Genomic DNA, 12,986 nt, shown 5'->3' on the forward strand with positions numbered 1-12,986 from the left:
CTCGGCAAATTACGGCTGCTAACAACAATAATGGAGCAGCAAAATCAACTAAAAAAACGGTTAATATTTTTTATTTTGCTGGCGCTGATTTTAACAATGGAGATTATTGCTTTGTTAACTTATTTTTTTCAAAGTCTGTCTCTATTTCATTCGTAATATTCCTTTTGAGATAAATATTTTTGACTTAGTGAGGGTTATTAAGGGTGCTTCATTTGGTGGACTTGTTGTTGGTATAGGTTGTTAGTATCTTTCTTTTAAAAAAATTAATTATTGCGGATGATGATTTACTCGGCGGTAGCGAAGATGTTCAGGCCGCGACGATACGCCAGCATGGCGTTGATATGGCGTCTTGTTCCGACAATCCGAGTGGGGTTGTATGTCAGAAAGCAATGAAGGACTAATCAAATGATTTATCTGTTGTTAGGAATTGCGCTGTTCGCATTTTTCATCGGAACTGTCGTGTTTGTCCGTTTTAGTAAAGTGACGGGAAGAAGCGTTCAGTCACCTCTTACCACGATGTTTTTCTTTGATGCGCTCTTTTTTGGTCTGGGTAGTAAGCGAGACATGAACATCGCAGCATCTTCATTTATCGTCTTTCTAGTCAGTATCTGGGGATTAACTTATTTAAAATTAAGCACCCATTTTTGGGGAAGTCGCGAAAGTTATTTTGGTTTTGCGATCGCCGGAATTTTATTTCTGATTATGCATTGCCGCTATTGTGCAAAAAATGTCGTTATCAAAAATGATGGCCTGGCCCCCATGAGAGAGTTGATTAATATCCGGCGATCCGGCCTTACCAGCCCCTTTATATGGTTAAGCAGGGCCGGGTATCTGGGGTTCTTTATTGGCATGCTTCACTGAAGCGAGATGCGAAAAAACAGCCTCCGTTCCCATTGAGACTACCCCAGCCTCTCCACCGCGTCTCCCCCTCCGCCATCGAAGCTGGTAAGGCAGATCTGCGAGTAGAGGCGGGTCTCGGCGATTAAGCTCGCGAGGGCGGGCAGCATCTGCGGGGGCAGGCTGTTTTCCGGTTAGTTCAACGCGATATTCAATTGATAAACTAAAAGTGGCTGAAATATTCTATTTCTACGACCTAAAAAGAGGTTAGCACCAACAACACGGGTGAGGCGACCACTGGTCGAATAAAGAGTTTGTCATGGGGTTTCAGTATCCGCAGAGCTTTCTGAATGTTATAGATGAAGACTATCTTATTGATCTGGAACCTTGGTGGTTCCTGTGCGAGTTCGAGGGATATTCTCAGCAGTGGTTTGATGAAATTAAAAAGCAATACCCGGAACGAAATTTGATACCATTTGCAAAAAAGAGTGACTCTGACGATGTTGCTTGTTTTGACGGCCACTCTATATCAGGCGATCCTAACGTTTACTATGTTCATGCTTTTGCATCACCGGGGTGGGCGGACCATGGTGCAGTAGCTAACTTTAGCGCGTGGTTTGCAGCTGCAGAGAATGAATCTGCTGTGTATAAATCAGGGCAGAGAACTTAAATTCATTAACCACACACTGCTATCGGGAAGATAAAAATTATAGCCCTGTTCGTACATTTGCAGGCCTTTCATATCAACCACTGTTTAGCCCTGTACCAGACTCGGGAAAGGTATATATTGATGATATTTTTGGTTCTCTGAGAAGGGCGTTTTCGATAATGCCGATAAAGATGATGTGAACAAAATGACAAAAAATAAACCTACTCTCGCCAGGTTATTGTTCAGCATTGCCTACCTGTTTGTTTGCTGCCTGGCGTTTTTCTCTCTGGCCCTGATTGTCGTTAAATTCATCATCAGCCATGACGTTGTTTTTGACCGGTCAGATATTAAGCAGGTTGTCGTTGTAAGCGCTATTGCAGCAACCGCGGCAGGCGTCAGATCGTGGCTATATGCCTTACTCGATGAGCGCAAGATACGAAAGAAGCCCCCGGAGTAATGTCGAGTTTGGGACTGTGTTTCTTTTTGTTGGGCTTCTAAGGAAGAGAATACGGCTTACCCCAGCCTCTCCACCCGTGTCTCCCCCTCCGTCATCGACAGCTGATACAGCGAAAACGATCGCTGCTTCTCAATCAACGTCGCCAGCTCCGGCGAGTGGCTGGTGAGCCAGATCTGCGAGTAGCGGCTGGCCTCGGCGATTAAGCTCGCCAGGGCGGGCAACATCTGTGGGTGCAGGCTGTTTTCCGGTTCGTTCAACGCGATAAACGCCGGTGGGCGCGGGCTGAGCAGCGCTACCGCCAGGCACAGAAAGCGCAGGGTGCCGTCGGAGAACTCCGCCGGTTCCAGCGGTCTGCTCAGCCCCTCGCGCTGCATCATCATGCGAAAACGTCCGCCGGTGTTGTCGCTGTAAAACACGCAGCCGGGGAAGGCCTGATCGAGGATGCGCATCAGCAGCAGCTCGTCGCCAATCTCGACGATGGTCTGAAACGCGGCCGCCAGGTTGGCGCCGTCGCTGGCCAGCACCGGGGAGCGAAAACCGACCTGCGGGGCGCGCATCGCCGAGCCGATTGATACAGAAAACTCATGATAAAAGCGCCAGTTACGCAGGGACTCGCGCATCTGCGACACTTCCGGGTAAAGGTGCGGTTCGCCGAGCTGTCCGAATACCGATTCGTTCTCGTACAGCGTGCCGCTGTGGGTCACCTTCTCGTGATGCACGTTGTTCAGAAACACGGCCTGATTCCTGCGCTTCATCAGCTGGGACGAGGGGCGTCGGTGCTGGCCGCTCAGCCAGAGAGATTCTTCCTTGATCACCGGGTCGAGCTGGAACTGCGACGGGTAAGGCAGCTTCTCCACAAACCCGACCTGCAGCTCGTATTCATAGGTCTCTGTTTCCACCGCGAGGTTCATCCGCCGCAGCTGGTCGCTACGGGTTTTACCTGCCCAGAACACCTTCAGAATGCCGCCCTCGTTCGCCAGCGCCTGGGAAAACTGCCCCTGCGCGGCGCTGTGCATAAGGTGTATCGCCTTGTAGATATTGGATTTCCCGGTGCCGTTCGGCCCGAAGACGATATTGAGCTGCTCAAGCTCCAGCGACATCTCGCGGATGGAGCGGTAGTTTTGGATGTGCAGGGTGTGGATCACAGGCAGGCCCCTTTTGCAGAATAAGCCTGTATATAATCACAGTCTTTGAGATGAAATGCAAAAAAGAGACGACAGTGAGGATGTCGTCTAAACGGGGTACTGCTTTGGGCCTCTACGGGTCAATGGGGCCTTCGCATTTTTTTCATCACTTGACTGCCAGACGCAGACCCAAATCATCAGGATAGGGATCAAAGTAGTTTTGCGTCATCAGATACCGGTCGGGGTATTCGGCCAGGTAGTGCTTCAGCAGCGTGATCGGGGCGAGGATAGGCAACTGTCCGTTGCGATAGTGCAGGATCACGTCGCGCAGTTCGCCGCGCTGGCGGGTGTTCAGCTGATTACGAAAATACCCCTGAATATGCATCAGCACGTTGGTGTGATTCTTACGCGAAGCGGGTTTTTTCAGGATGGTCATCAGCTTTTCCCGGTACGCCACGAAGAAAGCGTCCAGGTCTTCCCACTCGTGCAGCGAGGCAACGAACGGGCCGATTTCACGGTAACCCGCCTGATGGTGCGCCAGCAGCTGGAGTTTGTAACGGCTGTGGAAGTCCAGCAGCGCGCGGCGCGTGAGGCCATTTTTACGCAGCGTGTTCAGTTCGTGCAGGGCAAAAACACGTTCGACAAAGTTTTCCCGCAGCACCGGATCGTGCAGGCGTCCATCCTCTTCCACGGGCAGCCACGGCCAGGTTTCAAGGAGGGCGGCGGTGAACAGCCCGACCCCCTCCTTGCGGCCCCGGTTGCCGTTTTCATCATACAGACGCACGCGTTCCATGCCGCAGCTTGGGGATTTAGCACAGACGATAAAACCAGCGAGATCGCCAATTTTCGGCAAAAAATCTGCCGTAAAGTCCGCCATTTTCTGCGTAACATCTTCGTGAGGTGCATGGCTAAAACGCATCTGTGTTTCACCGTGTTCCGTCACGATCAGACGCAGCGCAGGGCGAGGCGTCGGCAGGCCGATGGCCATTTCCGGACAGACGGGCCTGAAGTTCACCCACTGGGCCAGCTCATCCATGACGAAGCTCATACGCTTGTGTCCGCCGTCAAAGCGAACGGCGGATCCGGTCAAACATCCGCTAATACCGAGCACAGGTTTCGTTGTCATGGTGTGGTCCTCCCGTTCATATAATTAAAACTTACACAACATGACTAATTTGTCCAAGTATTAGCGGAACTATTTTTTTTATTCCTTTAGAATCAATGCGTCTTAGCTGCCCTTATAGGTCGAGTAACCGTACTGGCTCAGCAGAAGCGGGATGTGCAGCTTCTCGTTGGTGCGGGTCACGGTAAACAGCACCGGGATCTCCGGGAAGAAGGAGTCCAGCTTTTTGCCGTGGAAGTACTCAGCGGTTTTGAAGGTCACTTTATACACGCCAGGCTGCATGTCCTGATCCTGCGGATAAAGCGATTTGATGCGTCCATCCTGGTCAGTTTTACCGCTGGCGATCGGGGTCCATTTGTCCTGCTGCTGCTTCTCCAGCGTAACGCTCACGTCTGATGGCGGCATCCCGGTTTGCTGGTCGAGAATGTGGACGCTCAGCGTACCGGCAGGGGCGCTAAAGGCGGCGGGGGCAAAGGCCATTGAGGCCAGGATCAGCAGAGGGGCAGTTTTTTTCATGGTGTTTTCCTGTGGAGTTATTCGTCACAGGAAAACGTTAGCATTTGCGGCGCGGGAAAATATTCAACTTTTCGTGAAGATTCCCGCAGGAGAAAATGATCAGAGGATAATCACTTCAAGCGATACCTGCTGCTGCCACTGCTCCACCTGCTTTTTCCGCCCGGCGGTGAGTTTACCGCTGGTGACCAGCAGCCATTTTCGCTCCGGGAAAATGTCCGGAGCCAGGGCGTCTGGCGGAACTGGCAGAATGTCGATGCGGTGGCCCTGCCCGGTGCGCGTTAGGGCTTCGAGCCAGATCTCGCACGGGTCGTTCAGGTGCCAGCCGCTAAGCAGAATGTTATCGCCCGGTGCTTTTTTATCGCCTTCGAGGCAAAACGAGGTATAGGCGATGATGATGCCGTCGAGGATCGCGCGCAGGGTCATGGCGGCGGCCACGTTAGCTGAGACCTGGCGGCGCAGCGGGCGCAGCACGTTCGCGACCAGTTCCGGCCTTGGGTATTCGCGCCCGGCGTCGTAAATCATCTGGCGCAGGGACTCGACTTTGCCGTCCTGCAGGCGTTGCAGCATGTTCTGCTGCAGGGTTTGCCAGTTGTTGGTTCGGCCCGGCGTCGGGCGTTCCAGCAGCGGTTTGACCTGGCCGATCGGGACGCCTTTTTTTACCCAGTCGAGGATTTTGAGCGCCTGCTGGACGTCCTCATCGCTGTACTGGCGATGGCCGCCTTCCGTGCGCTGTGGCTTGAGTAAACCATAGCGACGCTGCCACGCCCGCAGGGTGGTGGCGGTGATGCCGCTGAGTCTGGCGAATTCGCCGATGGAGTAAGCCATGTCCGTGTCCAGAGTGGAGGAATACTCTCAATATACTACGAATTTTCCCGAAGGGGATGAAGCGCCGAAACGGTGCACTACACTTAACATCCAACCGTGCAAATGAAAGGAATTCTCATGAAGCTATGGCCTGTTGTGACCGGTGTTGCGATTGCTTTGACGCTGGTCGCCTGTAAATCCCCCACGCCGCCGAAAGGCGTGCAGCCTATTACCAACTTCGAAGCCAGCCGCTATCTCGGCAAATGGTACGAAGTCGCCCGTCTGGAAAACCGCTTCGAACGCGGCCTGGAGCAGGTGACGGCGACCTACGGCAAGCGCAGCGACGGCGGTATTAGCGTGCTTAACCGGGGTTACGATCCGGTGAAGAACAAGTGGAATGAGAGCGAGGGGAAAGCGTACTTCACCGGCGAGCCGACCACCGCTGCGCTGAAGGTCTCCTTCTTCGGCCCGTTCTACGGCGGCTATAACGTGATCAGACTCGACGATAAGTACCAGTACGCGCTGGTGAGCGGCCCGAACCGCGACTATCTGTGGATCCTGTCGCGTACGCCGACCATCCCGGATGCGGTGAAGCAGGATTACCTGAACACCGCGCGCAGCCTGGGCTTCCGGGTTGACCAGCTGGTGTGGGTGAAACAATAAAAATCGTGCTTTCTTCCTGGGGCATTACTGGCACGCCTGGATAGACTTCCGTTAAAAGCCTAACGGAGGGAAGACGACATGAACTGGCAGCCTTTTCGCGGCGATGCACCGGAAAATATGACGATTTTCAGCGCGTCATTTCCCGACGTCAGCGATCAGTGGCCGATGAAAGACGATGCTGCCCGTGAGATCGCCTCCCTTGACCGCGCCTTGAAAGCGGAGCCGGCGCTTCGGCCGCCGCGGGTGGAATACGACGAAGGGGGGCTGGCCGTGCTTGTTCCGCAGAACCGCTATTCCGAACAGGCCTTCCGCAACCGTCCGGCGCTCACCGCGTGGCGCACCCGGCTGGTCCCCTCCGCGCTGGCGCTGTTTGTGGTGCAAAACCCGCTGGAGGACCGCCTGCCCGACGGCACAAAAATGGACAGCGACAGCCGCCAGTGGTTTATCCATGCTAACGATGCGATTGGCGTGCGCTCCCGCGCCCGGGTGCTGGCCGCGCTGGTGGATAAGTACATTCATAATGAAAGCGAGAACAACTGGGTCAGCCTCGCGAGCGGTGCCGCCATTCCGGTGCTGGAGGCGCTGCGCGAAGCAAAGCTCGACGGTCAGCAGGTCTATCTCACGCTGGTGGACAAAGACCCCGTAGCGCTGAGCTGGGCGGAAACCATGGCGGCGCAGGAAGGCATTGTGGTGGGCGAACAGCTGACGCTGCTCAGGCGCAGCCTGCTCCATACGCTGGTGCGTAACGAGGACCTGCTGCTGGAGCTGGGCGAGCATCAGGCCGAACTGGTCGACGCGCTGGGGATTTTCGAATACTTCAACGATACTGACGCGGTGATTTTTCTCCAGCGCGCGCTGCGGCTGGTCAAACCCGGCGGCGCGGTGATTGTGTCGAACATGCTCACCAGCAGCCCGCAGATTGACTTTGTGCTGCGGGGTATCGGCTGGGAGGATATTCACCCGAGGTCGTTACAGCAGCTTCAGGACATCCACCTCGCGGCCGGCGTGCCGGTGGAAAACGTCACCGTGGTGGTGCCGAAGGACGGGGTGTATGCGGTGATGGAGATCAGGGTAGGGGATGAAAAACCGCACGGTCAGTTCCCTCTCCCTGTGGGAGAGGGTTAGGGTGAGGGGGAACAGGCCGCATAGCGTGATTTGCATTAGTAGGATTTTCCAATCATGATCTCCCCCATGAAAATTGAAACCGCACTCCCCACACACTTCGAGCGTCTGGTCGCGATCTGGGAATCCTCCGTCCGCGCCACCCATCACTTTTTATAGGAAAGCGATATTGCGGCGCTGCGCCCGCTATTGCTCAATGCCTATCTGCCAAATCTCAAGGTTGTGATTGCTCGCGATGACGCAGGCGTTATTCACGGCTTTTTAGGCGTGGATGAAAACCGCATTGAAATGTTGTTTGTTGACGACGCGAGCCGCGGGAAGGGCGTCGGGAAATTGCTGCTGCAACACGCCATCGCAGCGTTCGGCGCGAACGAAGTCGACGTGAATGAGCAAAACCCGCAGGGCGTCGCGTTTTATCGCCATATGGGGTTTGAGCAGATCGGACGCTCGGAACTGGACGGGCAGGGGAATCCGTTTCCGTTGCTGCATATGAAGCTGAGCAGGAATACCGGGATTAGCGCTTAGCCTGATTATCCCATTTTAATAAGCCGATAATATCTTTCTCACCTTCGGCTTCTTTCAGCAGGCGCTGCTTTTTTTCAAACTCAATGTATTCTGAGCACGCCTTTTCATCAGCCGCTTTCTTGCTGATTTTGCCTGCTCCTTTTAAAACACCCCGATCGCTAAATTGAAGGAACTGATCGAGTTTGGTTTGCCAGTCTCGTAAAAATACCTACTCCATCGCTGGCAGTTGTTCGGTAAAACCGAACAACTGAATTTTCGACCAGTTCACCCTCATCAAAAATATTCTTGATATGCCACTGATCGTGGCTTTGGCTTTGCCGTATAACTCACAGATCGTGGCCTGTGAGAGCCACAATGTATCGCTTTCGAAGCGGCATTCAATGCGAACTTTTCCATCTTTGCTGGCAAACATGACAAACTCACCGGCTGGCGAATTTATTAATTCTTCATATGTCATGCTGCCCCCGCCTCATTAGGTTGATGCCTGTAAGCTCGTAGTACGCCAGAAACAGCCGCTAAGCCAGGTGGTTTGTATTTGATTTTGCGAGGCGCTTTCCAGCATGCGGAATTTGGATCGCTGCAAGCGCGTCCTCTATCTCAACGAGCTTTGCCTTCGTCCGTTTATAATCATCCTGCAAACGCTGCTCCTGCTCGTTATACGCCACCAGAACGATGCATCCTTTCATGACCTTTACCGTGACCTGCTGCCCGGTATCAAACCCCGCCGCGCGCAGCCACTTGCCGGAAAGGATGATTTTTGGCGTAGATTTGTCGTAAACATTCGGGCGGTATCCCACAATTAACGAACGCTCGGTTCCGGATTGGTCGGTGTCTGGGGTAGAATGCGAGTCAGCCATAATCAACTCCTTGATAGTTGGTGAGGTTAGCTCTCGTCCGGTATTGCGAGTACCTGGCGAGGGCGTTTCAATCTCAGGTACACGTGTGTTAAGGTACGTACCTGAATGATGATATCTTGCTCTTGTAGGTACGTACATGTCAACAGCCAAACGTGACCCTAATCAGTCAAAATCCGGAAAAGCACCGACTTTTCAGATTCGCATTACGCCGGAGTTGAAGGCGCAGTTTGAGGCTGCGGCGAAGGCTGAAGGGATGAGCTTAGGCAATTGGCTTAAGTCTTTGGGTAGGAAGGAAATTGAGCGAAGAAAATTGTCGTAGTCCTTGATAATGAATTTCTTATTTTATTGCATGAAATCTTAAAAATATGAATTCAATGCCAAGTATCTATATGTAGGGTTTAAGGTTCAATAAATTACTACATATTGATATTTACAAAAAAATATCCATATTTTCTTGCCCAAACGTTTTTTGTGATGTAAAGCATAAGGTGAGCATTGAAAAAAAATGCTGCAACTGTATAATTGTGCAGCTTTTATGTTCCGGGTATAAGGAAAGAAAATGACTAACATTGTGCGTATAACGGAAGAAAATAAAAACGATAAAGAATCTAATGATTCCGTCGCTCGCCGTTCGTCATATGTTAATAATATTGAAAGTATCACAGAACATCGAATTAAAAAGGCGTCCTCTTCTGTAAGAAACAAAATACTCAAAGCAGCTTCAAAAATAAATTGGTAAGTTCTATCTAATTAATTTCAGTTCCATATGCCTCGCCTTGATTTTTAACTACTTTGGAGCAATGTCATGGCTGATACAGCAGAAAATATTATACCTGTTCATTGGGAAAAAAATAACTCGGATAGTATTAATGATATAAAAGGCCGCCGTTCTCAAGAGCTAATTGTAGGATTGTGTGGAGCAATGGGTTCTGGAATAAAAACATTAAAAGAACAAATGGTTTTATGTTTAAAACAGAATGGCTACCATGTAGAACATATTAGGATCAGTGACTTAATAGCAACATATAGCAAGAGTAAAACGCACCATTTAGATAACTATGAACGTTACAATACTCTCCAGGATTTAGGTGATGGATTACGTGGTAAACACGGCCATTTTATATGTGCAGAATTGGCAGTTTTATCTATACAAGAAAAAAGAGAGACTATATACGGTAGCGATTCTTCTGAACTTACAAAAAATACGAAAAAAACTGCTTATATTATAGACCAGATCAAGCATCCTTCAGAAGTTGAACTTTTTAATCAAGTATATAAAAATAATTTTTACCTTGTTGGGCTTTTACGGACTGTTTCTGAAAGAATACAGAATTTGAAAGATGAGGGAATTAATCCAGAAAGCATAGCCAAAATTATAGAGCGAGACAGAAAGTCAAAAAACAAGAACGGTCAACAAGTCGAAGAAACCCTTCAGTTAGCTGATTATTTCATCAAAAATTTAGATACAGATGTGATGAAAAAATCAGTTTCAAGATTTATAGATTTAATTCATGGTGTTAGCCATATTACCCCATCTAAAGACGAATCAGGAATGTATAGCGCATATTCTGCATCTTTAGGTTCTGCATGTTTATCTCGTCAAGTTGGCGCTTCTATAATGGACACTGAGGGGAATATAATTGCAACTGGTCGTAACGACGTTCCCGCATTTGGTGGTGGATTATATACTGCAGAGAGTAATAAAGATAAAAGATGTTTTAACAAAAATGGTTGTCATAATGATAAACATAAAGCCTTGTTAAAAAATGAAATTAAAAATATTCTCTCAAAGTATAGTTTAAATGAAGCCGATGTATTGGCTGATGAAATAATGAATGAGACGAAAGCAAAATATCTCATTGAATATTCTAGGGCTGTACATGCCGAAATGGATGCAATTGTTTCTTTAGCACGTAATACAAACATTGGTACAATAGGAAATACTTTATATTGTACTACGTATCCTTGTCATGTATGTGCGAGACATATCGTTGCCGCTGGGATCAAGAGAGTTGTCTATATAGAGCCCTATGAAAAAAGCCTTGCTCTACAATTGCATGATGACACCATCTGTCAACCAGATCATTCTCCATCCCCAGAGAAAGTTTTATTTGAAAACTTCGAAGGTGTTGCACCTAAGCGGTATGCTAAATTCTTTGCCTATAATAGGAAAAGAAAAGATGAACAGGGTAAACCAATTAACTATAGCATCGAAGAATCTTATCATGTAGATACGCAATATCTCGATAGCTATGGTGATTATGAATCTAAAGTCATTAGTAATTTAAGAACTAAGTTCGATCTTTAGTTAGACTATAGTAGATGTTATACCATCAAGAAAGGTGACACGAATCATTCGCGTTGCCTTTTTTATTGAGTGAAATTTTATGATATACATCCATTATTTCTAAACTTAATATGAAAGAATACGAACGGCTAAAAGAGAAATAAATTACTTCAGTGAAAATATAAGATAACGAATAGATAATACAAGGGGGGTAAAAAATTTTAAAAATGAACAAAAGAAAATTTTGGCGGAAGATCACAGGAGTCGAACCTGCCCGGGAACGCTGGCGTCCCCAACTGGATTTGAAGTCCAGCCACCTCACCGGAGATGACGATCTTCCGCGCCTGCATTGCTACATGGAGGCGGGGCGCATTATAGCTACTTTCAGGCATTTACCACATACCCCACACCACTTTTTTCACCTCTCTTTTGACCTGTACCCCCCTGTTTCAGTTAATTCTTAAGAAAATCCTCAGGTTAACCTTTCGTGCTCTCCAGTATTTACCGCGATCACAAAAAACAAGAAACGTAATCTGCTAACCAGAAAACGCAATACCCCCATCTGAAACAATGGTTTAAAACCAATGCAACCGGTCTCAGCGCCCCCTACAGCGTGAAGGATAAAAAAAGATGAGCGAAGTACTGTCAGTAAAAGAGAAGATTGGCTACGGCATGGGAGACGCCGCCAGCCACATCATTTTTGATAACGTCATGTTGTACATGATGTTTTTCTATACCGATATTTTCGGCATTCCCGCCGGATTTGTCGGCACCATGTTCCTGCTGGCCCGCGCGCTGGATGCGATCTCCGACCCGTGCATGGGGCTGATTGCCGACCGCACCCGCAGCCGCTGGGGCAAGTTCCGCCCGTGGATTTTGTTCGGCGCGATCCCGTTCGGCATCGTCTGCGTGCTGGCCTACACCACGCCGGACCTCAGCCTTAACGGCAAAATGGTTTACGCCGCCGTTACCTACACCCTGCTGACCCTGCTCTATACCGTGGTCAACATTCCTTACTGCGCGCTGGGCGGCGTGATCACCAGTGACCCGACGCAGCGTATCTCCCTTCAGTCCTGGCGCTTCGTGCTGGCGACGGCGGGCGGCATGCTCTCTACGGTGCTGATGATGCCGCTGGTGAAGTTGATTGGTGGAGATGACAAAGCCTTCGGCTTCCAGGGCGGGATCGCCGTGCTGTCGGTGGTCGCGTTCCTGATGCTGGCGTTCTGCTTCTTTACCACCAAAGAGCGCATCCAGGTGCCGCCGAGCACCACCTCCATGCGGGAAGACCTGCGCGACATCTGGCACAACGACCAGTGGCGCATCGTCGGCGTGCTTACCATCCTCAACATCCTCGCCGTCTGCGTGCGCGGCGGCGCGATGATGTACTACTGCACCTGGATCATGGGCTCGCCGGAAGTGTTCGTCGCGTTCCTGACCACCTACTGCGTCGGCAACCTGATTGGCTCCGCGCTGGCGAAACCGCTCACCGACTGGAAGTGCAAGGTCAGCATCTTCTGGTGGACCAACGCCGCGCTGGCGGTGGTCAGCGTGGCGATGTTCTTCGTGCCGATGCATGCCACGGTGCTGATGTTCGCCTTTATCTTCGTAATCGGCGTGCTGCACCAGCTGGTGACGCCGATCCAGTGGGTCATGATGTCCGATACCGTCGACTACGGTGAATGGACCAACGGCAAGCGCCTGACCGGCATCAGCTTTGCAGGCACGCTGTTCGTGCTGAAGCTGGGTCTGGCGCTGGGCGGGGCGATGATCGGCTGGATGCTGGCAGGCGGCGGCTACGACGCGGCGGCCAAAACCCAGAACAGCGCGACCATCAGCATCATTATCGGCCTGTTTACCCTGGCCCCGGCGGTCTGCTACGTGCTGAGCGCCATCATCGCCAAACGCTACTACACGCTGAAAACCCCCTTCCTGACCAAAATCCTGGGCGAGCTGGCACAGGGCGCGCGCCGCAATCAGCAGGAATTTGAAACCCTGCCGGTCAGCAAAGAATTGCAGAACTAA

At 50.6% G+C, this 12,986-nt stretch carries 15 protein-coding genes, 1 tRNA gene and 2 pseudogenes; 10 read left to right on the top strand and 8 right to left on the bottom strand.

The window, feature by feature from the left end:
* Nucleotides 1-405: 405 nt before the first annotated feature.
* From BFV67_RS00300 to BFV67_RS00310, 3 genes are all read left to right on the top strand, one after another.
* Nucleotides 406-861: a hypothetical protein gene (locus BFV67_RS00300; RefSeq protein ID WP_008500120.1), complete on the top strand. Its 456-nt coding sequence runs from the start codon at nucleotides 406-408 to the stop codon at nucleotides 859-861.
* A 295-nt stretch (nucleotides 862-1,156) separates the two neighbouring features.
* On the top strand, nucleotides 1,157-1,507 hold the full coding sequence (locus BFV67_RS00305) for a hypothetical protein (RefSeq protein ID WP_025910661.1): 351 nt from the start codon (nucleotides 1,157-1,159) through the stop codon (nucleotides 1,505-1,507).
* 184 nt (nucleotides 1,508-1,691) lie between these two features.
* Entirely contained in the window at nucleotides 1,692-1,943 is a 252-nt protein-coding gene (locus tag BFV67_RS00310) for a hypothetical protein (protein WP_025910659.1), read from the top strand.
* A gap of 56 nt (nucleotides 1,944-1,999) precedes the next feature.
* On the opposite strand, the gene BFV67_RS00315 is transcribed toward BFV67_RS00310, so the two are convergent.
* The 4 genes from BFV67_RS00315 to BFV67_RS00330 all read right to left on the bottom strand — a co-directional run bounded on the left by BFV67_RS00315 (nucleotide 2,000) and on the right by BFV67_RS00330 (nucleotide 5,531).
* A complete protein-coding gene (locus BFV67_RS00315; protein WP_069597716.1) occupies nucleotides 2,000-3,088 on the bottom strand; it encodes an AAA family ATPase in 1,089 nt (362 codons plus the stop codon).
* A 145-nt stretch (nucleotides 3,089-3,233) separates the two neighbouring features.
* The gene (locus tag BFV67_RS00320) at nucleotides 3,234-4,193 is read right to left on the bottom strand and encodes a YbgA family protein (RefSeq protein ID WP_069597717.1); all 960 of its coding nucleotides are present in this window, start codon (nucleotides 4,191-4,193) and stop codon (nucleotides 3,234-3,236) included.
* A gap of 102 nt (nucleotides 4,194-4,295) precedes the next feature.
* Nucleotides 4,296-4,706 (bottom strand): hydroxyisourate hydrolase, encoded by a 411-nt coding sequence (gene uraH / locus BFV67_RS00325; RefSeq protein ID WP_069597718.1) that lies wholly within the window; start codon nucleotides 4,704-4,706, stop codon nucleotides 4,296-4,298.
* Nucleotides 4,707-4,805: 99 nt separating this feature from the next.
* Nucleotides 4,806-5,531, bottom strand: coding sequence for a MerR family transcriptional regulator (locus tag BFV67_RS00330; RefSeq protein ID WP_008500116.1), 726 nt, complete (start codon nucleotides 5,529-5,531; stop codon nucleotides 4,806-4,808).
* A 117-nt stretch (nucleotides 5,532-5,648) separates the two neighbouring features.
* Here BFV67_RS00330 and BFV67_RS00335 point away from each other — a divergent pair, with 117 nt between their 5' ends.
* The 3 genes and pseudogenes from BFV67_RS00335 to BFV67_RS00345 all read left to right on the top strand — a co-directional run bounded on the left by BFV67_RS00335 (nucleotide 5,649) and on the right by BFV67_RS00345 (nucleotide 7,820).
* Complete coding sequence (locus tag BFV67_RS00335; protein WP_008500115.1) at nucleotides 5,649-6,173, top strand: lipocalin family protein; 525 nt, start codon at nucleotides 5,649-5,651, stop codon at nucleotides 6,171-6,173.
* A gap of 78 nt (nucleotides 6,174-6,251) precedes the next feature.
* Nucleotides 6,252-7,298, top strand: coding sequence for a class I SAM-dependent methyltransferase (locus BFV67_RS00340; RefSeq protein ID WP_069597719.1), 1,047 nt, complete (start codon nucleotides 6,252-6,254; stop codon nucleotides 7,296-7,298).
* A 66-nt stretch (nucleotides 7,299-7,364) separates the two neighbouring features.
* Nucleotides 7,365-7,820, top strand: a pseudogene (locus BFV67_RS00345) (acetyltransferase).
* On the opposite strand, the pseudogene rhuM reads toward BFV67_RS00345, so the two are convergent.
* The 3 genes and pseudogenes from rhuM to BFV67_RS00355 all read right to left on the bottom strand — a co-directional run.
* Nucleotides 7,810-8,028 (bottom strand): annotated as a pseudogene (gene rhuM, locus BFV67_RS24955) (RhuM family protein); the annotation flags it as partial. The pseudogenes BFV67_RS00345 and rhuM sit on opposite strands and share 11 nt — an antisense overlap.
* Entirely contained in the window at nucleotides 8,029-8,277 is a 249-nt protein-coding gene (locus BFV67_RS24960) for a hypothetical protein (RefSeq protein WP_069597720.1), read from the bottom strand.
* 58 nt (nucleotides 8,278-8,335) lie between these two features.
* Nucleotides 8,336-8,677 carry a SymE family type I addiction module toxin gene (locus tag BFV67_RS00355; RefSeq protein ID WP_069597721.1) on the bottom strand — a complete coding sequence of 114 codons (342 nt, stop codon included), beginning with the start codon at nucleotides 8,675-8,677 and terminating at the stop codon, nucleotides 8,336-8,338.
* Between the two features lie 136 nt (nucleotides 8,678-8,813).
* Here BFV67_RS00355 and BFV67_RS23060 point away from each other — a divergent pair, with 136 nt between their 5' ends.
* The 3 genes from BFV67_RS23060 to BFV67_RS23065 all read left to right on the top strand — a co-directional run bounded on the left by BFV67_RS23060 (nucleotide 8,814) and on the right by BFV67_RS23065 (nucleotide 10,985).
* Complete coding sequence (locus BFV67_RS23060) at nucleotides 8,814-8,996, top strand: toxin-antitoxin system HicB family antitoxin (protein ID WP_071965046.1); 183 nt, start codon at nucleotides 8,814-8,816, stop codon at nucleotides 8,994-8,996.
* Nucleotides 8,997-9,236: 240 nt separating this feature from the next.
* On the top strand, nucleotides 9,237-9,416 hold the full coding sequence (locus BFV67_RS24075; protein WP_127341526.1) for a hypothetical protein: 180 nt from the start codon (nucleotides 9,237-9,239) through the stop codon (nucleotides 9,414-9,416).
* Between the two features lie 66 nt (nucleotides 9,417-9,482).
* A complete protein-coding gene (locus BFV67_RS23065; protein WP_071965048.1) occupies nucleotides 9,483-10,985 on the top strand; it encodes an anti-phage dCTP deaminase in 1,503 nt (500 codons plus the stop codon).
* A gap of 224 nt (nucleotides 10,986-11,209) precedes the next feature.
* Here BFV67_RS23065 and BFV67_RS00365 read toward each other — a convergent pair.
* Nucleotides 11,210-11,304 (bottom strand) — tRNA-Sec (locus BFV67_RS00365).
* A gap of 290 nt (nucleotides 11,305-11,594) precedes the next feature.
* On the opposite strand from BFV67_RS00365, the gene BFV67_RS00370 reads away from it, so the two are divergent.
* Nucleotides 11,595-12,986 carry a glycoside-pentoside-hexuronide family transporter gene (locus BFV67_RS00370; RefSeq protein WP_063453703.1) on the top strand — a complete coding sequence of 464 codons (1,392 nt, stop codon included), beginning with the start codon at nucleotides 11,595-11,597 and terminating at the stop codon, nucleotides 12,984-12,986.

Origin of the sequence: Enterobacter roggenkampii (assembly GCF_001729805.1) — a bacterium.
Taxonomy (GTDB): Bacteria; Pseudomonadota; Gammaproteobacteria; order Enterobacterales; family Enterobacteriaceae; genus Enterobacter; species Enterobacter roggenkampii.